This is a genomic window from Chitinophaga varians (assembly GCF_014529945.1).
GTDB lineage: Bacteria > Bacteroidota > Bacteroidia > Chitinophagales > Chitinophagaceae > Chitinophaga > Chitinophaga varians.
Window position 1 is genome coordinate 1331987 of sequence record NZ_JACVFB010000001.1, and the last position, 19053, is coordinate 1351039.

Consider the following 19053-nt stretch of genomic DNA (forward strand, 5'->3'; position numbering starts at 1 on the left):
TGAATTGCTCCCGGACTTTTTACCTAATATTTACCATTGCTTGAGAGAACCAGTGTTAAATACCCATTCAGGAGTATTTAGCCTGCTGCCGAAGTCTGCATCATACCAGGGCATACCGGAAGCGGGGTTTTTAAGTATATGGATGTCTTGCGCGGGCATATAGCTTTGGGCGAGCAGGAAGATCCTTTTGCCAGAGCGATGCTGCGCTACGTCCATCACTATAACCGCGTGGCCGGGAGAGCCCCCCTGAATAAAGACATCTCCTGGTTTTATGTTTTGTGTTGCCTGGACGTTCGATAGTTCGCGACTGAGAGAAACCGTACCAGCATACATGAACACCGTTTCCAGGTATTTTTCAAACAAAGCTCTGCCTTGTCCTGGTGCTGCGATACGCTTCCGCAGCAGTTTCCCCTGCTGTAGTACAAAGCGGTCTCCGTTCAGCCAGCCGGCTAAGTCGATTCGTGTGCCGTCTGTCGCCCGGAAGGCAATTGCTGCAACCGGGCCTTTGTTGTACAGGTATTCTGCCCGCAGGCGAATCACAGCATCGGCGCACTGCTGTAGGTTCTTTTCTCCTATAGGCATATCGAGCACTGCATATTGTGCCTGCTGATTTTTTTTAGGGGAGCCATTATACAGATATACAGTTTTGTCTGATTTTAGGGTGCAATTCCGTAGCCATTCTCCAAAGGATTTCCGCTCCTGTGCTATCCGTGCATATCCTGTGGGCAATGGGATATCAGCAACCTTCTGTTGGCCGTAAGCGGTAATGGCAGATCCGATAACCAACAGTATCAAAATGGATGATTTCATATTTACGTTTCCAGGAAGATGCAAACTGCACAAGATTCCATAACGCCTGATTGTCCGGAGCCTTTATTGATGGTATGAAGACCGTTTGACAGACAGAAGACCCGCGCTGATCGCAGGTCTTCTGTTTTAATAGTGGGTTTTCTGAAAGAAGTTATCCGGCAAATAGTGTATTGACTAACAAAGCCAGACGTTTGGAGCCAAGCATCAATTGTTCACCGACTAATGGTGCGCAGCGATCGTTGTACGCTTTTTCTCCTTCCCAGGAGACACGAAATTTTTTATCGGCCTTTTCTGTGATTTGTAAAGATTGATAGGCCTGCCTGCTTTTTTTTACGGAGTCCATCGCCCAGGATTCGGCCCATAAGCGGGGCGGTCCTGCCGGCGCATCTGTTGAGGAAGGATGTAAGGCGTCGGCGGCAGCCGCAGGTGTTATGGAAGGGATTAGTGAGTCCCAATAGGCATGAAGCGTAGTATCGTGTGCGAGCGGTAGCAACAGCGCATTGCCGCCCTGGTCACTTTGCTGCGTCAATCCCTTTTCTACGATGAGTGCCGGATCGGTGACCAGGGTGGGGTCCGGGTCATGATCAATATAACTACAGGCCACGTGCAGGGGCTGGTGCAGGTCGCCGACCAGGTGTGTCAGCCAGCGCAGGGCATTGATGGGGCTCATCATCCGGGAGTTGCCCTGCAGCACGTCTACCGATTTCGCAATCATTTGCACGACGTCTGTTTCGCTGGTGAAAGCAGCGTATTGCTGGCGGTCGTAGCTGGTAACATCCAGCGGCAAGTCTACAAAATGCCAGTGTTTGTGGACCATATTAGGGAAGTCCTTCAGAAACTGCGTGGTTTCGACATCATCGGGAGCGTTGCCTTTTATTTCATCCGCCCAGGTGGCTATTTCGGCAAGGCTGCTTTGGCCGATGGGCGCCAGCAGGTCGCTGACCGCTTTTCTGGCTTGCGGCGCCAGTAGTTTGTCGGCTTCCATCGCGATAAATTTATGCCTGACAGGGCCCCACAGTTCCTGGGGGGCGTGCGTTACAGTGACAGTTGGGGTGGGGGCGTTTGATTTTGGATTCATGTGTAGGGGTGGTTTGAGGTGATATCGATAGCGGCGGCTGCATTCACGCAGCCGTAACCATAATATTCGGAATGACCGTTCGTATAGTCGGCAGCGTTGCCGATACGGCGTGATGACAGTTGCAGGATCTGTTTTACGTCGGCAGCTTTCAGCCGCGGGTTGTGGGACAACATCAGCGCGCATACCCCGGCTACTACAGGAGCGGCGCCGGAGGTGCCGCCAAATATTTTCGTATAGTCGCCGGCGTCATAACCGGCAGCATATTCAATACCCTGGAATGTAAAAGTGCCTCTCACGTCGGTGGTCAGCAGGCCGCGGCCTCCCTGCCCGTCGGTAGGGGCGCACACCGATATTTCCCTGCCATAATTTGAATAACCAGCCCGTTCGTCTCTGCTGGTGGACGCCGCTACGGCGATCACGTCCGGATGGATGGCGAAGCCGTTGACGGATTCGTGCGCAGGATCGTTGATATTGGTGTTAGCATTGCCGGCTGCGAAAATGATGACACAACCGAGTCCGTTGCGACCGTTGCGGGCACAGTCTTCGATCACTTCCAGCTGCCTGGTGGATAAGACGTAGTAGGCGGGAGAGGCGCCCCAGCTGCAATTGATCACCCAGGCGCCGTTTTGGGCGGCATAGTTAAACCATGCTTCTATGTTGTCATCATTGATGTTTTCGTTCCATCGGATGGGCATCAGCCGGCAGGAGGGCGCCACGCCGGTGATACCTTCGTTATTGCTGTTGCCCAGTGCCAGGCCGGCACAGGCGGTACCGTGATAGTCGCCATCAAATGGCGTTTTCTTTCGGGGGGAAGGGTCGGGCGACTGTGTCTGGAAATCCCATGGGGCCACGATCTTTCCGTTACCGCCGAGGTCAGGATGTGTGAGATCAAATCCGTCGTCGATGACGGCAATAATGCAGTCGGGGCTTCCCAGCGATTGCATTTTCTGCCAGGCTTCCACCACCCGTGCATCTGCGCCTGCTTTGAGCCCCAGACTGCTGCCAAATTGGACGCCTGAATTTTGCAGGTGCCACTGTTCCTTAAAAAGAGGATCGCCCGGCAGGGCAAACTGGGCCAGTTTCCCCGGGGTAGAGAGGTCCGGTTCTGCCAGCAGGATGTTGTCGTGATGCTGCAACTCATAAGCCACCTTCAAGGGGTTCATAGAGTCCGGCGTAACAGCGACGATAAACGTTTCCTGCTTGCCTCCGGCCGGATTTTCCTTTACCCTGGATGCTACCACCATCAGCTTGTAGGCGTCCAGGATGGCCTGTTTGACGGTATCGCTGGTGCCAGGGGTAAAGCGTAACGTGAGCTTACCGGTAGGGACATAAGGTACCTGACTTTGGGGCGTATGATAGACATGAGAGCCCGTGGCTATCAGCTCATGTTCGCGCAACTGGTCCAGCGTTCTGTCAATATTTTCAGCGCCTTTGATATTGATGAGATGAAAACCGCCCAGCTTTTTGTTGGTGTCAGACCATTCCATATCGCCTCCCAGCGCTGGCATGGCGGCTGCCAGGTCCGTCGTTTTCTCCGGCCGCAGCGCTATCTGGTCTTCACTTTTTTCCAGCTGGATGGTCGTATTACCTCTTTTTAAAATAAAGGAATCCATAACTGCTGTTTGCTTAGAAATAACTTTTGCCTGCGGGAGACTCTCTTTTGGTAAACTCCTGCTGATATGCAGGTTCGTATAAATCGGTGATGATAAAAGTGCCACTGGTTTCCCAGTCGTCTGTTTTCCAGTTGCCCTGTGCGTCCAGCTTTTTGTTGATGCTCTGCGATTGTATGTATATCTTTCCCCAGAACAACCATTTCCCGTTGATATACTGTACCAGGTATACCCGCACAGGGTCGCTCTGGTAAATCCTCGCCCGCTCTTTTTTGTAAAAAGAAAAGATCTTTCCGCTTACCTGGTCAAACCTGATCGGCTCTTTAAGATGTTTTTCCAATTGAAGAACGCTGTCCGGAAACCCTTGCTCTGTGGAGATGACCAGCGTATCATTGATTTCTATCATGCTTCCCATAGGTCGATTATTGTTGTTTTAACCGTTGTAATGATGCCTCTCGGGCAGCGATAATTTTTCCCATATCCTGTAGTTCGGGGACCTGCCAGTTTTGTTGCCTGAGCTGGTCCCAGCTCAGGTCCAGCACTATCTGGTCGTTGTATAACACCTCGCCTTGTTCATTCACTTCAAAAATGAAGGCTGGCGCCACGATGTATAACACCTGACATTGTTTGTCGCTGTTGTTGATCAACTGAAAAAAGGTGCCGGGCTGTGTCAAAACAGTTTCCCTTTCCTTTACTTCTATGTAATACATATCCTTGCTGGCAGCATCTTTCATGCCTACGGTGAGGGTGCCGGACACCACCCAGGTGAGATGCGTGATGACAGGGTGGACATGGACATGTGATTTTTCGCCGGGGTCCAGCTCTCCGTAGGCAAGGCTCTCGGCATCGATGATGGGAAGCTTCGCCAGTTTGGATTGTACCGGGCCAATGATTTCATAAACAGTGGTGCCGTCAGGAACGACCACCCCATTTTCAATACGGTAGATTTTATTCATAAGTGGTAGATTACTATTAAACATCACGATGCCATTCGAAACTGGGGGCTGCATGCCGCCCTTTGGGGTCGCCGGGAATAGGCAGCTGTACAAGGTTGTAAGCCAGGGGCGATAACTTATGCATGCCATTCAGGATGGCGGTATAAAAAGCAGCCGGATTACCATTGAAACCCTCTTCCAGCTGGGAGAGCATGGTAGCATAATTGTTATTAAACAGATTGTTGAGATAGTCCAACTCAGGAAACTGCCGGAGATCACTGCTTTTACAACTGGTTTTAATGGGGAAAACAGCCTGGTAGTCGATATCTATGACAGCGCCGGTAGGAGGGAGATGAGGATCATCCTGTTGGGAGTATAACCGGCCATGATAGATTTCATTGAAACGGAAATAATGCGGCACCTCATCGGTAGCGGCAAAACTAAAGGCTTTCACGGCAATAGGTTCGGTAGTGCCTTCGCCCTGTTCAATAATGAGGTCTATCGCAGCAGCTGCCGTAGCAAGATTGGCAATGATGATCGGTGTACCGCCGCCACGCCAGAAATATTCTTCTGATACCTGGTGCTCTTTTTTGCCGGTGAAGACATTTTGTTCTCCGTAGGTATTGCAGAGATGCGCGAGATCATCTTTGATGCCCCGGTAAAACTCTCCGATAGTGAAGCCGGGCACGGTGATCTTGTCAAATTCGAGTTGCGGGACACCCCAGCCGTCTGGCAGTTCTATCTGAAGGAAAACGCTGATCGTATCTTCGCTGAAAGCGGCCAGGTGTATATCGAATTGCCTGTTTTTAAACTGCTTCCCCTGAAATTCCATCTGAACAGGATATACGGGGATATTGTTTTTCCCCAGTTTCACACTGCCGCCTACGGCGGAAAGCAGATTGCCTGCCAGCAGCAGGTGCAGCATTTCTTCCATGACCACGCTTCTGATGATCGAAGCGGCCATGGCATTGGTGCCGGGGCGAATACTGAATAAAGCCGTCAGGTATGGAGGGATGGTGGCCAGTTCCAGCTCTATCGCTTTTTGCAGCTTCTCTTTGACTGGTAACAGTTGATCTTGCAGATTCATATAGAAGGATACCTAATCTTTTAATTGATTTAACAGATGACTGCCCAATCTTAAAGACAGGGCGGTAAGGGTGAGGGTGGGGTTGACAGCGCCCAGTGAAGAGAAGACGGCGTTGGAACACATGTATATGTTGGAAGTGCCGTGTACTCTCAGGTCGCGGTCCACTACGCCGTCTTCAGGCGTAAGGCTCATTCTGGTGGTACAGGCGGCGTGGTCGGCCCGCCAGGAGATAGGGTTTTCAATACCGGGGCTTACGGCGTTCATATGACCGAAGATAGTCTCGGCGATGGCGCTCACTTCCTGCATCCTGTTATCAAAATCCTTGCTTTTGGAGAACGTTATTTTGGTCTCTTTCATGCCAAACCTGTTTTTCTTCTCTGTGTTTTCCACGCGGTTCCTGCGGTCGCTGAAAACTTCCACCATGCCCTGTAACTGTACCGTGGTATTGGTTTGAATGGATTGTATGATGTCCGCTCTGGTTTTGCCGCTGGTAACGGAGCGTACCAGGTTCACTTTGGGAGAAGTAGGCGGGTTGATGAGCACAAATTTTCCCTTGTGCTGTTCCGCCGGACTGTCGTAGTGACGGGACACCAGGGTGGGGAACCCCATTTCCGGCTGAAGCATTTGCGGGTTACCGGGCAATACCGCTTTGAAAAAAAAGTAAGGGTGCGAAATAAGGAACCTGCCTACCAGATCATTATCATTGCCAATCCCGTTTTTCCACCAGTTGAGGGCGGAGCGCTGTAGTAGTTTGGGGCCTTCGATAGCGCCGGCAGCATTGATGATAATAGTCGCCTCCACCGTTTCCCAGGCGCCTTTCTTTTTGTTGAAATACTTTACGCCGGTAGCATGTGACTTACTGTCCATCAGTATTTCATCTGCGATGACATGCATCAGTACCTGAAGATGCGGATAGCGGGCCGACTGTACCAGGTCGTCGAGGTTGTTGGCCGCCACAAACCGCGCTCCAAACGGACAGTATTTACATAGTCCGGTAGTATGACAGGGCCCGTGGCTGTTATTGGCATGCGTATCGCCGTAGCGGGCTATTGGCAAATGCGAATAGCTGACCGGTTCGGCGAATTTTTTAAAAGCGTCAATAAAAAGTCCGTCTTCCAGGGTAAATGGAAATGCCTGGAAAGGGTACTTTCCGGACCTGGGCGTTGTCGTGTCTTCAGAGTCGCCGGAAACACCGATGAAGTGTTCCGCTTCGTGGTAATAGGGCTCCATTTCGGGGTAATCGATCGGCCAGTCGATCACGTCTCCCGGAACGATGCCTTTATTTTCCAGGCTGGTGCGCAGGTGGAAGTCTTCCGGTTTTAAACGAAAAGCCCATCCACCCCAGTGCACCGTAGATCCTCCGTACAGAAAGGCACGGGCGCCTGTCATCGGAATTTCTGTATCTCCTTCAAATTTATTTTCTCCGGGCCTGTCTCTGTCGGGATAAGACAGGTCATGGCAGGAGTCATAAATGTTCTGGCTGTCGAAGGGAAGCTTGTTGGTGATCAGGTAGTTTTGATAGAGCGCAAAATCACGCATCTTGATCTTTCCGCCTGCTTCCAGTACGGTAATGGCTGTATGAGGCCTGCTGGCCAATATTTTGGTTACCAGGGCGGTGGCGGCTACACCGGAGCCGATGACCACAATTTCTGTTTGCATGATTAATCTGCTATAGTACGATAAGGGGTATTGTCACGAAGGTTCATTCCTCCAATGTATCCGGGGTAGTTGAGGGGCACGCCTTGTGCCACCGTAGGATCGCCGAAGGTTTTAAATCCGCCCAGGGCAAGGTTTAAGGCGATCAGCTCATTGACCACCAGTTGCTTGGCCCTGGCCAGGTTGGTAAACGCGGGCGTGATATTGGCTGCTGTATCGGTAAACAACCGCCGGAAGGCCGCAGCTTCTCCCAGTTCATCCGTTAACTCCCGGATCACCTCTCCGTAATTAACATATTCGGCCAGGTATCTTACATCTATCTCAATACGATTGGAGATAAAAATCAGAAAGTCGGATTTCATCGCTTCCGGTTTGTCGGTCGTCTGCCAGAACTTACAGATTTGCGTAAATAACTGCCAAAGGGTATCCAGCAGCATGTCATCCAGCTTACGTAAATTTTCCAGTACGAAGTACCGGGCTTCGAGGTTATATTTTGACATGCTGCAATGGTTTTTTAGTATGCCGGATAGCAGTGGACAAAGGGGCATTTAGCTGAACAGTGATCATAGTGCGGGGTTGATAAGGGCGGCAATTTATAGATTAAACATCTTCTAAAATGTTAAGCAGAAGATTTTATCCAGTTGTTCCTGCTGATGGATGTATCATTTTTATGATAGAATACTACTATTTAAATTATTTTGATGATGTATTAAAGTGATGGAAATTTGCATCATTAATAATTAAAATTTACAACAATGAAGGTATTCATTATCAACGCAGGACAAGTCTTCGCACATTCGGGCGGGAAGTTTAACGACACTGTGGCGGACTGGACGATGAGGTTTCTTGACCGGAAAGGTTTCGAATATCGTATTAGCAATACTAATAATGACTTTGAGGCGATGACGGAAGTGGAAAACTTCAAATGGGCGAACATCGTTATCTATCATACTCCTATCTGGTGGTTTCAGGTCCCTAACCGCTTTAAAAAATATATCGATGAAGTGTTCACGGCCGGGCATCAGAACGGCATGTATGCCAGCGATGGCAGAAGCCGGAAAAACCCTGCTATCAACTATGGGACAGGTGGACTGATGCAAGGCAAAAAATACATGGTGACCACTACCTGGAATGCGCCAGACACGGCATTCACCCTTCCGGGAGAATTTTTTGATCAGCAGTCAGTAGATGACGGAGTGCTGTTCGGTTTTCATAAAATGAACCAGTTTGTGGGCATGGACAACATAGATGGATTCCATTTTCACGATCTGGAAAAAAATGCCACACAGGAGCGGATAGAAAACTATCAGCAGGACTATCTCCAACATCTGGAAAAAGTAATCATCCTTGAAAAACAATTGTCATGAGTATTTATTTGATCGCTACTATTAAAGCCAGGCCGGAACACCGCGACGAGGTGGCCGCTGTACTACAGAACATGGTAAAAGAAACCAGGAAGGAAGATGCCAATGTTCAGTATGACCTTCACCAGGGAACGGCAGACGAAAATCTGTTCGTCTTCTATGAAATATGGAAAGACCAGCAAGGACTGGACGCGCACAACCAGCAACCTTATATCCTCGAATTCGGCCGTTTGGCGCAGGGTAAATTACAGGAGGCACCTCAGATTCATCTGACCCGTAAAATATAGGAACGTTATTCAACAATCCGCGACGCAATCTTCGCCGCAAATTCATCGAGGCTGGTTGTCGCTGTATTGCTGAGGATAATGATCGTGGCACCTTCTTCCAGCACATGAAACAGCATGGCCTGCGCACCCATAATGGAGCCGGGCCTTTTGATGATGGTATAGTGCTTATGGTGAATATCGTAATCTTTGTATACCCATACACCGTAGCCGTATTCGTTTAATCCGGAGGTAAACATCAGGTCAAGGGTGGTTTGTTGTAAGAGTTTCTTTTCAAACAGGGCATTTGTAAACTTCAGGATATCATCCACCGTGGAGTACATGGCGCCGGAGGCATACCAGTTTTCCATGAATGCCGGAAGATCATTGACCATCGCTTTGATATCATCCCGGTAGAAATAAGTATCAGCAAGGCGGGGGATGACCTTATGCTGATAGGCGATGCCGGTATTGGCCATCTGTAGGGGTTGCAGGATCGCGGCCTGCAGATGCTCCTCGAAGGTTTTGCCGGTGACACGCTCAATGATCTTCCCGAGAATAATATAATCGGCGTTGTTGTAGTCCCATACCTTGCCCGGCTCGGTTTCCAGTTTGCCACTGCTGAACAATGTCAGTATTTCATCGGAGGTATGTGGCAGTGAATACTGCGGCATACCGCTTTTCAGCGCCGACTCGAGCGTGAGATCAGCATCCATGTTATGGATACCGGAAGTCATATTCAGCAGCTGTACGATGGTTACCTTGTTGGCGCCCTCTCCTTTATAATCGGGCAAATAAGCGCTGATAGATTTGTTTAGATCAATTTTTCCCTGCTCATAGAGCTGTAGTATCAGTACGGAAGTGAAAGCTTTGGTAATCGACGCGATCTTGTACCTGGTATCGGCGGTGTTGGGCACCTGCTGTTGGAAGTTGGCGGAGCCAAAACTTTTTTTATACCAGGCTTTGTTCTTTCTGGCCAGCAGGATGGTACCGTTGAAATTATTCTTAGTGACAAAAGAATCAATAAAGAGGCTTGCTCTGGAGGATTGTCCGAAGCCATTGCCAAAACAGAAAAACAGCGATGCCAGGAAGACCAGCTTTCTCATGATATAAGGAGTTATGATAGCAAACGAGGGTGTCGGAAATGATGGTGTTAGATCCTGTCGTTACGTAGGGCCGGGGGTGTTAGGTAATAAATATAGCTCATTTTCCCGACTGTCAAAAAAATACAGGCGTTCCCGTATCTATCAATATGCTTACCCGGCCTTCTCCATTTGTTCAATGGCTTTCCATCCTGCCGGCGTAATGCCCATAATTTCTGTGACTACGCCTAATGTCCGGTAGGTATCAAAGAACGCCATCCGGGCAATAGGATGGTCCACCTCACTGATCACTTCATAACCCTGTTCGCGCAGTTCTCGGGTGATTTGTTCGAAACCGCTGACCGGCAACCGGAAGGCGAGGTGTTGTGTACCGCCTGCCGGGTATTGGTTGAGATAATCATGGAACATGCTCTGACCGGAAAGCGGCTGCACCAGCTCAATGAACGTGCCGCCGTTATAAGTTTGTGTAGTGAGCCAGTCGCCGGGCACCACCTGGCCGTAGTAAGTCATGTCCAGGTCCTGCGCACGCACCTGCTCCGGTGGAGGGAAGCCCGCGATACCTAACGTGGTGGTAAGAAAAGCCGCGGCGGCGTGTATGTCCGGAACTACCCAGCCAATTTGTGCCAGCTCCAGTCCTGCAAGGGTGTTGATCTGTTTCATGGGTTGTTAAGTTAAGGCAGTACTTTTTCAAATGCCTGCCGTGCTGCGCCACGGAAGAAAACCTCGCCACAATAGGTATAGCCCAGTTTGTCGAAAATACGCAACATGCCTTTATTGTCGAAGTTGGTGTCTGCCCGTACGCTGTTGATGCCGTTGTTTGCCGCATAGTCTTCAACGGCCTTCAGCATTTGCTGCGCCAGGCCCTGGCCCAGAAAATCATCGGAGATGGCTACACGATGGTACACGACGAAATCACCGTCGGTTAACCAGGTCCCTTTGATCTCCGCATAAGCTGGTTCATCGTTGATCAGCAACGCAATATAGCCGGCTATTTTATCCCTGGCGGCCAGTACGAAGCCGTAACCATGTTCGATGTCGTTGGCCACTACAGCGGGGTTGGGATATCCATCCTGCCACTGGTCACTTCCTTCGGCCTTCCTGCGGGCGATGGCTTTTTCCAGTATGTTCCAGATCTGATCTGCATCTGCTGATGTTGCTTGTCTGAATTCCAGTGTCATAATTCCGGGATGTTTATGGATCAAGTATTGATCAAAAATACAAAACAAAAAAGGAAACCAGCAGTAAGGGCTGGTTTCCTTTTTATAGCAAACATTTTTTCAGCTTAGAGCTTTTCCAGCCTCCAGCGTTGGTTGTTGCCGCCATTGGGCGTAAACTGGATGATGCTGGCGCCATCATCTGGTGAATTGCCGGTTACGTCCAGTACTTTTCTGCTGTTCCTGTTTTGGATGGTGAAACTACCGTCGCCGTTGGGAGTTATCTGCCATTGCTGGTTGAAACCGTCATGCCAGGTGTACTGGATAATGGGCGTGCCGTCTTCCTGGGAGTAGTTGTTGATGTCGAGCGATCTGCCGCTGTTAACACTGATGATACGATAGTATCCGTTGCCCATGTAGCCAAATGACCATTGCTGGTTATTGCCGCCATTCCAGCCCCATTGTACAACGCGGCCACCATCTTCTGTAGAGGCGCCGTGTACATCCAGTACTTTGCCGCTGGATAGGCTGGTCACTTTGTAGGTGCCATCGGGGATGACCTGGGTGCCGCTGCTGCGTCCATACAGGAACCGCAGGGCGGTGACGTCGTTAGGGTTGAACGGCCTGTTTTCGCCGGTGCCGATACAGGCGAGCATCCAGCTGTTAGGGTCTTCGCTGGCAGGCGTACCATTGATAGGAATAGCGCCGATGCCGCCGTCGCCTTCATTAGGACTGGATGACCAGCCACAGCTAAAGGAACGGTTGAAATAGTCTGTGTGCCGGAAGCCGACGCTGTGGCCCAGCTCATGCGCAATCACGGTAGCCAGGTAATACTGGTCCGGATTGGAGCCTAAACCATTGGCATTTGAATTCAGCTGGATAGAGTTATACGGATGGCCATAGACGTCGGGGAAACCGGACAAGCCTAAAGCGCCGTCGCCCATATTGGCATGAACGATGCTGATGTCACCGCCGGTGGCCACGCGTTGAAAGGTGAGCAACAGCCCCAATGCATTGTAACGGGCAATGGCGATGTCTGTTGCCGTGGTGTAAACAGCCGGCAGGTTGGCCACAGAAACGGTGATCACCCGTGGCAGGCTCCTGACGACGTACGTGGTCATATACTGTTCAGCATTGGCGACGCGCAGTGTTGGCGCATAAGCCCTGGTTTTGTTCAGGTCTGCATCCGACAGGAAGATATCGCCTTCCACCACATAACCGCTGTCCCTGCGGACCACGCCGTGGGTGCTGAAGCCGAGTTTTTTAATCTTGTCTAAAGCGCCGGAAGAAACATCGGCGGTGGTGTCTTTGGTGGGCTGTTGCGCTTCTTTTTTGCACGATAAGTTGAAAAGTAGCGTCATGATGAACATGAGACTGCATAGGAGTTTCCGAGGTTTCATTTAAAGTGGTTTGCGTAAAGAGGATAGTTGAAATCGCTGCAAAGCTAGGACGGTACCCGGCTGCATATCCGCAGTACGGAAAGCATTTGTCACTGGATAAAAAAAAGAGCAAAGTGATTGAACCACTTTGCTCTTTGAAAAACATATAGTCGTTTCCGTTATCTGACGGACTCTTTGAAAATCCTGTTCAGCCAGCGTAGCATCAGGAAAATCACCGCGGCCGCACCTCCCAGTAACAGGAAGTTGACAAGGAAATAATTCGCTTTGTTGTCATAATTGTCCCATAGCGTGGCCAGAATACCGGAGAGTTTGTTGCCGATAGAAGTAGCGAGGAACCAGCCGCCCATCATCAGCGACGTGATGCGTGCCGGACTCAGTTTGGACACCAGCGATAACCCCATCGGGCTCAGGAACAGTTCTCCCACGGTAATGATGCCGTAGCAACCGATCAGCCACCAGGGCGATGCTTTGATAGCGCCGTTGCTGCATACATATACGGCGCCCACCATCATCAGGGTAGACAGCGCGGATATCAGCAGGCCCCAGGCTATTTTAGACGGCGTAGAGGGTTCTTTGTCTCTTTTCCGCAACAGGGCGAAGAAAAGCACGATCAACGGCGTGAGCGTGATCACAAAGAACGGATTAATAGACTGGAATAATTCAGTGTTGTACAGACTGATACTTTGTCCTGCTGCAGGCATTTTTTCGGGTGCCACGTTTTTGAAATACGGCACTTTATCCCATACTTTCTGCGGTTTGCCGGCGGCATCCCGTATTACCCTGAACTCATCGTCGTAGGCGGTCACTGAATCGGCTTTGTTGACAACCGTTTCAGCCAGATAAAGCCGTTGTGCCGGCTGCTGAATGGCAGAAGGAATTTCTCTGTCGGTATAGTATTGTGCCCAGGTGGTCAGTGCGGTACCGTTCTGTTTGAATACGGCCCAGAACACAATGGAGACCGCGAAAATGGCCAGCAGCGCTGACAGCGGCTTGCGGTCTTTCGCATCGGCTTTCACCAGCAGCGACACAAAAAATAATAAAATCGGAATGCAGGCGAAAATGAACGCATCTGTGGAGTCGGAACCGAAGATGTTGCCGGGGATGAACCAGGCGCCCAAACCTACTACGATGGCCGGGAGAAATACCACGGAGAAAATCTTGCTCAGCGGCATATCACCTTCCTGTACAGGTTTACGTACGTCGGCATGGCGATAATGTTTCATGCCGATGATGAAAATCAATACGCCGAGGAACATCCCGATACCAGCGGCAATAAAGGCCGCGCCCCAACCGATGGTGTTACGCAGGAAGGCAGCAAAGAAGTTGCAGATAAACGCGCCGATGTTGATCCCCATGTAAAAAATGTTGTACCCCGTATCTTTCCGGCTGCGGTACCGGTCATCACTGTACACATTTCCCAGTAAGGTGGAAATATTCGGTTTGAAAAAACCATTCCCGATACAGATCAGCGCAAGCGACAGATAAAAAACGGTGAGATTGTGTACTGCCAGCCCCATATAACCGATGCCCATGAGTATCCCGCCGATGATAATGGATTTGCTGTAACCGAGCTTACGGTCGGCGATCAGGCCACCGAGGAACGGTGTCAGGTACACAAAAGCGATGAAAGTGCCGAAGATATCCGCGGCAGTAGCACGGTCCATGCCCCAGCCACCTTTCGCCGTGTCGGTCAGGTATAACTGGAAAATACCGAGGATCAGATAAAAACCAAAGCGCTCCCACATCTCGGAGAGGAACAGGAAAGGCAATGCTGCCGGATGATTACTTGCTTTTTTCATGTAGAATCAAATGGTGTACGTGATATAGGTTATGCATGACAGCTCACTGCCAAACCGCTAAAATAAGGGAAAAGATGGGAATATCAGCGCAGTACGTGTTGCTGGCACGATGAATACGGTATACAGAAGGATAAATTTCGGTGGATGCTGTTTTGCCTAAAAAGATCTTACGCGATTGCAGTTTCATTGTACTTGTTACGATACTCCACCGGCGTTAAGCCGGTAAGTCGCTTAAATATCTCCCGGAAACTCTGGGTGTCGGTATAACCCACTTCGTACATGACCTCACTGATGTTTTTACGGGTGGTTTCCAGCCGGCGTTTGGCGGCTTCTACTTTTACCCGTTGCACATATTCATTGACGGTATTGTTGGTGGATTTCTGGAACCGCCGTTCAAAGTTGCGCCGGCCGATAGAAAATTTATTGGCGAGGAAGTCGATGGTGATTTTCTCCGGGTAATTTTCTTCGATGAACTCCTGTGCCATCCTGATTTCCGGGTCGTCGTGTGTTTTCTGTCCTTCGAAAATAATAAAGGGAGACTGGCTTTTCCGGTCTATATCTATGAGGAATCCTTTCGCGATATCGATGGCCATTTCCCGGCCGGCATATTTCTCAATCAGGTATACCAGCAGGTTCAGGTAGGCAAAGGCGCCGCCGCTGGTATAGAGGCCGTCTTCGTCGGTGATCAGCTGGGAGGGCACCATTTTCGCTTCGGGGTACATCCGGGTGAACTGTCCTGCCAGTTGCCAGTGGGTAGTGCAGGGGCGGTTGTTCAACAAACCGGTGGCCGCCAGAAAAAAGGCGCCGATACAAAGGCAGGCGATTTCGGCTCCCTGCCGGCGTTGCTCCAGTATCCAGGGGATAAATTCCAGGTTCATTTCCGTTGCCCGCTGCTGGTCGCCCTGCAGGGAAGGAATGATGATCAGGTCTGTTTGATGTACCTCGCTGATCAGGGCATCCGGATTGATGGTGAACCGGCCGTTGCGCTGGCTGGTATTAGGAGAGAGGCCTACCAGCTGGATGTTGAACAGCGGTTCTTCACCTCTGGCAGCGCGGATGGCGTTGACCTCCGACAGTATTTGAAGGCTTCCCTCGATATTTACCAGGCTGCTTTGGCCTCTGGGTATGAGAATTGAAATGTGTTTCATATGGTCAGTTGTTATGACAATGGTGTTGTCGTTTTCGCCGTCCTCAATTGTCACTAAACCCTGCCGCAGGTTTTCCACCGGAGGGGTAGCTTTGTGTTGTCATCAAAAATAGGGAAATGATACAAATTAGCGCGTACCTCACTTTCGACGGCAATTGCCGGGAGGCGATGGGCTTCTACCGGGAGTGCCTGGGCGGCCAGCTGACCTTTCGGACCGTAGGGGAAACAGACCCCGTGGAAGCGCTGCCGGAGCCGGTCAGGAACGCGGTGATACAGGCTACGCTGGTAAGTGGCGACCTGGTGCTGACAGGCTCTGATATGGTCGGTGAAGAAGGGTTGATTAAAGGCAACACGGTTTCCCTATTATTGCATTGTAATACGGAGGAAGAAACGAGAGCATGTTACCGGAAACTGGCTGTCGGCGGCGTGGCCTCTTATCCGCTGCAGGATACCGTCGCAGGGGGCCTGTTTGGGGTGTTGACGGACAAATACGGCCACCATTGGCTACTGAGCTGTAATGACATCTATCCAAAAACATAAAACCACAAAAACTAAAAAAATGAGAAAAGTAGTATTGTTCATGCACGTATCACTGGATAACTATGTTTGCGACGTAAACGGTGGCCTGGGCTGGATCTCCTATGACAAGGAGTTACAGGACTATGCCGGAAAGATAGTAGACACCGTGGGCATGCCGGTGTATGGCCGCACGACTTACGACATGATGGCCGGCTATTGGCCTACCGTACTGGAAAAACCGGAGACTGCCAGTGAACACAGCCTCCATCACGCCAGATGGGTACAGGAAATTCCCAAAGTAGTATTCTCCACCACCATGGAAAAAGCGGAGTGGCACAATACCAGACTGATCAAAGACAACATCGCTGAAGAAGTACAAAAGTTGAAAGCGGAGCCGGGAAAAGACCTGGTGATCTTCGGCAGCCCCGGTCTGGCACAGAGTTTCGCGGACCTGGACCTGATCGATGAATTACAGTTGACCATCCAGCCCGTGTGCCTTGGCGCCGGCACCCGCATGTTTAAAGACCTGAAAACACCGATGAAGCTGAAAATGCTCCGCTCCACACAACTGAACTCCGGTGTTATCGGCGCGCATTATGAGGTGGTGAGATAGTGGGTGCTTTCAACCGGATAGTTTATTGCCCTGTCGCCCGTCCGGATACGGCAGCTATCCATTGTTGCCGTAAAGGATACAAGCCTATCCAATAGGGTAGAAAGAGTGGCAGGTATATGCCAAAGATCAGGTTGTCCAAACCGCCGGTGAGCACCAGCAATAAAATGGCAGACAACCAGATGGCAGCGACGATCAGGTTGAGCCGGATGGCCCCTCTGGATTCCATCCATACCAGTAGTCCCATCAGGAAAAACAGGGAGGCAGGAATCGCTTTGCCGATAATCACGGCCGTACGATAGATTTCGGGATGGGGAATTTTGCTGAAATCAACGTCCGGCTTCGTGAATGCCACATACAGAAAACTGATGATGCTGAAACAGATAATAATCCAGGTATATAGTTTGAGCCAGTTGGGCAGGAGGTCGCGGCGGCGGCGCGGACCGGCCTGTTCAAAGCTCTCGTCGAAAATAGAGGAAGGTTGGGTCATGATCGTTGGTATAGGGTAAATGAAATTGTATTTAAAATGCTTTTCTGCGAAGGGCGCGTCCGGAAACGGCTTCTTTTGTCCATTTGCGTCGTAGGGGGAACAGTCCCGCCCAGAAAGGGATAAAATAAATTATCGTGACGCCCACATACAGATTATCTGTGCCGGATATGATCGTTGCTGTCAGGATCGTGATAACCCAGAGAGCAGCAATGATGATGTTGAACCAGATAGCCCATTTAACTTCCAGCCACACCAGGAGTGCGGGCGTCAGGTATATCGCTAAAATAAGGATGCCCGCAATGACAAAACCTGCCAGATAACCGGCATTGTCCTTTGGGAGACCGTCGAAATCTGAAATCGACTCGAAAAAGATCAGCAGGGAAAAGAGCATTCCAAAGCCGAGGGTGACCCAGGTGTATACTTTCAGCCACATGGGCATCAGGTTGCGGCGGCGCAAGGTGCGTATTTGGTCAAAACTTTCGTCGAAGATGGTAGACTGTTGCTCCATGGTATCAGGAATATAGGGGCAGCAAGTTAATCAATTCCGATGCAAATTTGATTATATTTGGCCGCCTTGATACCTTACAATAACGGCTATATGAATTTTAAAAGTTGGATATTCCCGTTAACACTGCTGCTGGGAACGAATATCAGCCTGGCTCAGTCAACCCTGTCGCGCGGGCAGGCCATAGCAGATATCGATGAATACACCCGTACCATGCGCGCATCACACTATGCGCCATTTACATATACCTCGCAAAAAGATTACGACGCCGGCGTAGAGAAAATCAAACGCTCCATCGGCGATTCAATCAATACCCGCGACCTGCTATGGACGTTCTATCGCATTACAGCCCTGCTGGGCGATGCACATGCGACGCCGCAATTAGGACAACTTTTTTTGAGGGATGAACTGAAAAAAGACCAGTTCTTTCCCTATAAACTGGTGCAGGAAAAACACCGGTTGTATATTCCCGTTAAACTGGCCACCGAGCTTCATATCCCGGCAGGCGCTGAAATCACGGCCATCAATGGCCGGCAGATGACGGCCCTTTACGAAGAAATACTAGTCGGTATGGCCGGACTGCCATCTTTCCGGGAGGAAGCGTCCTGCCGCCTGTTGAGCTATTTTTTGTTTTTAAAGGGAATACAACCTCCTTTTGTGCTGAGTTATAAAGACAACAAAGGAGCTACCGGCAATACAACCATATCCGCCGGCGTCCCTTTCAGACAGGCGCTGACAGCCACCATGCCGCATATCGTACAGCCGTACACGTATAGTATATTACACAACAGGCTGGGCTATATCGACGTCAGAAGCCTGAGCGGCAACGTTAATGCGTTCCGCACTTTCCTGGACAGCTGCTTCCGGCAATTCAAAGCAGCCCATATCCATCACCTGGCAATAGACCTTCGGCAAAACAGCGGCGGAAACACGCTACTGGGCGATCTGCTCTTTAGCTACATCACCCATAAAAAATACGCCTGGGGACGTAAAAGCTGGCGAATCAGTCAGCCTTACAAAAATATGCTGATAGCCGGAGGAGATACCACCGACAGCTATCTGAAACATGCCAACGGCACGGTGTGGGAGCATGAGGACTGTACCCCGGGAGACAGCCCCTTCAAAAAGGATTCTGTGTTTGAAGGCACCGTGTCTTTCATCACCGGCCCATTCACCTTTTCCAGCGCCATGGCCATCGCTGACGTGGTGAAAACGTATGGACTGGCTACCATCATCGGAGAGCCTACCGGCGAAAATGTACAGGATTTCGGAGAGGCGTTTCCGATAGATCTCCCGAACAGTAAAATCAGGATACAATCCACTACTTCCCTGAGCCACGGGGTGAATTGCGATAAAAAGAAAAACGGGCCGGTACTGCCGGATGTAAGGATAACAACATCACTACAGCATAAGGTATGGGACAAAGACCCGATGCTGGAATTTATATTACACAGTATACAATAAGGATGTAAGCGTAACCGAAAACCCGATAACACCTCCATCTGACCTCTCAAGTAATAATT

21 protein-coding genes are annotated in these 19053 nt (G+C 50.3%); 5 read left to right on the forward strand and 16 right to left on the reverse strand.

What is annotated here, in order from left to right; all coding sequences use genetic code 11:
• Window positions 1-30: 30 nt before the first annotated feature.
• The 8 genes from ICL55_RS04890 to ICL55_RS04925 all read right to left on the reverse strand — a co-directional run bounded on the left by ICL55_RS04890 (window position 31) and on the right by ICL55_RS04925 (window position 7676).
• Entirely contained in the window at window positions 31-810 is a 780-nt protein-coding gene (locus tag ICL55_RS04890; protein ID WP_188094914.1) for a DUF4846 domain-containing protein, read from the reverse strand.
• 151 nt (window positions 811-961) lie between these two features.
• Window positions 962-1888, reverse strand: coding sequence for a S1/P1 nuclease (locus ICL55_RS04895; protein WP_188094915.1), 927 nt, complete (start codon window positions 1886-1888; stop codon window positions 962-964).
• Window positions 1885-3501, reverse strand: a complete 1617-nt coding sequence (locus ICL55_RS04900) for a S8 family peptidase (protein WP_188094916.1) — start codon at window positions 3499-3501, stop codon at window positions 1885-1887. The genes ICL55_RS04895 and ICL55_RS04900 overlap by 4 nt, the downstream gene beginning before the upstream one ends.
• A gap of 13 nt (window positions 3502-3514) precedes the next feature.
• Window positions 3515-3913, reverse strand: coding sequence for a hypothetical protein (locus tag ICL55_RS04905; protein ID WP_188094917.1), 399 nt, complete (start codon window positions 3911-3913; stop codon window positions 3515-3517).
• 7 nt (window positions 3914-3920) lie between these two features.
• Window positions 3921-4454: a cupin domain-containing protein gene (locus tag ICL55_RS04910; protein ID WP_188094918.1), complete on the reverse strand. Its 534-nt coding sequence runs from the start codon at window positions 4452-4454 to the stop codon at window positions 3921-3923.
• 16 nt (window positions 4455-4470) lie between these two features.
• Entirely contained in the window at window positions 4471-5520 is a 1050-nt protein-coding gene (locus tag ICL55_RS04915) for a ferritin-like domain-containing protein (RefSeq protein WP_188094919.1), read from the reverse strand.
• A gap of 12 nt (window positions 5521-5532) precedes the next feature.
• On the reverse strand, window positions 5533-7179 hold the full coding sequence (locus ICL55_RS04920) for a GMC oxidoreductase (protein ID WP_188094920.1): 1647 nt from the start codon (window positions 7177-7179) through the stop codon (window positions 5533-5535).
• Between the two features lie 2 nt (window positions 7180-7181).
• The gene (locus ICL55_RS04925) at window positions 7182-7676 is read right to left on the reverse strand and encodes a hypothetical protein (RefSeq protein ID WP_188094921.1); all 495 of its coding nucleotides are present in this window, start codon (window positions 7674-7676) and stop codon (window positions 7182-7184) included.
• Between the two features lie 255 nt (window positions 7677-7931).
• Between ICL55_RS04925 and ICL55_RS04930 the strand changes: the two genes are divergently transcribed.
• A complete protein-coding gene (locus ICL55_RS04930; RefSeq protein WP_188094922.1) occupies window positions 7932-8543 on the forward strand; it encodes an NAD(P)H-dependent oxidoreductase in 612 nt (203 codons plus the stop codon).
• A complete protein-coding gene (locus tag ICL55_RS04935; protein ID WP_188094923.1) occupies window positions 8540-8827 on the forward strand; it encodes a putative quinol monooxygenase in 288 nt (95 codons plus the stop codon). Before ICL55_RS04930 ends, ICL55_RS04935 begins: the two co-directional genes overlap by 4 nt.
• Before the next feature lie 5 nt (window positions 8828-8832).
• Here ICL55_RS04935 and ICL55_RS04940 read toward each other — a convergent pair whose 3' ends face one another.
• From ICL55_RS04940 to ICL55_RS04965, 6 genes are all read right to left on the reverse strand, one after another.
• Window positions 8833-9909, reverse strand: a complete 1077-nt coding sequence (locus ICL55_RS04940; RefSeq protein ID WP_188094924.1) for a serine hydrolase domain-containing protein — start codon at window positions 9907-9909, stop codon at window positions 8833-8835.
• A gap of 150 nt (window positions 9910-10059) precedes the next feature.
• Window positions 10060-10566, reverse strand: a complete 507-nt coding sequence (locus ICL55_RS04945; protein ID WP_188094925.1) for a VOC family protein — start codon at window positions 10564-10566, stop codon at window positions 10060-10062.
• An 11-nt stretch (window positions 10567-10577) separates the two neighbouring features.
• Window positions 10578-11084: a GNAT family N-acetyltransferase gene (locus tag ICL55_RS04950; RefSeq protein ID WP_188094926.1), complete on the reverse strand. Its 507-nt coding sequence runs from the start codon at window positions 11082-11084 to the stop codon at window positions 10578-10580.
• A 104-nt stretch (window positions 11085-11188) separates the two neighbouring features.
• A complete protein-coding gene (locus ICL55_RS04955; protein ID WP_188094927.1) occupies window positions 11189-12460 on the reverse strand; it encodes a M57 family metalloprotease in 1272 nt (423 codons plus the stop codon).
• A gap of 158 nt (window positions 12461-12618) precedes the next feature.
• Window positions 12619-14259, reverse strand: a complete 1641-nt coding sequence (locus ICL55_RS04960; protein WP_188094928.1) for a peptide MFS transporter — start codon at window positions 14257-14259, stop codon at window positions 12619-12621.
• A 167-nt stretch (window positions 14260-14426) separates the two neighbouring features.
• Window positions 14427-15407 (reverse strand): GlxA family transcriptional regulator, encoded by a 981-nt coding sequence (locus ICL55_RS04965; RefSeq protein ID WP_188094929.1) that lies wholly within the window; start codon window positions 15405-15407, stop codon window positions 14427-14429.
• 116 nt (window positions 15408-15523) lie between these two features.
• Between ICL55_RS04965 and ICL55_RS04970 the strand changes: the two genes are divergently transcribed.
• The gene (locus ICL55_RS04970) at window positions 15524-15946 is read left to right on the forward strand and encodes a VOC family protein (RefSeq protein ID WP_188094930.1); all 423 of its coding nucleotides are present in this window, start codon (window positions 15524-15526) and stop codon (window positions 15944-15946) included.
• Window positions 15947-15965: 19 nt separating this feature from the next.
• Window positions 15966-16538, forward strand: a complete 573-nt coding sequence (locus ICL55_RS04975) for a dihydrofolate reductase family protein (protein ID WP_188094931.1) — start codon at window positions 15966-15968, stop codon at window positions 16536-16538.
• 22 nt (window positions 16539-16560) lie between these two features.
• Here the strand turns inward: ICL55_RS04975 and ICL55_RS04980 are convergent, their stop codons facing one another.
• Both ICL55_RS04980 and ICL55_RS04985 read right to left on the reverse strand, forming a co-directional pair.
• A complete protein-coding gene (locus ICL55_RS04980; protein ID WP_188094932.1) occupies window positions 16561-17025 on the reverse strand; it encodes a hypothetical protein in 465 nt (154 codons plus the stop codon).
• A gap of 31 nt (window positions 17026-17056) precedes the next feature.
• Window positions 17057-17533, reverse strand: coding sequence for a hypothetical protein (locus ICL55_RS04985; protein WP_188094933.1), 477 nt, complete (start codon window positions 17531-17533; stop codon window positions 17057-17059).
• A gap of 90 nt (window positions 17534-17623) precedes the next feature.
• Here ICL55_RS04985 and ICL55_RS04990 point away from each other — a divergent pair, with 90 nt between their 5' ends.
• On the forward strand, window positions 17624-18994 hold the full coding sequence (locus tag ICL55_RS04990) for a S41 family peptidase (protein ID WP_188094934.1): 1371 nt from the start codon (window positions 17624-17626) through the stop codon (window positions 18992-18994).
• Window positions 18995-19053 lie beyond the last annotated feature (59 nt).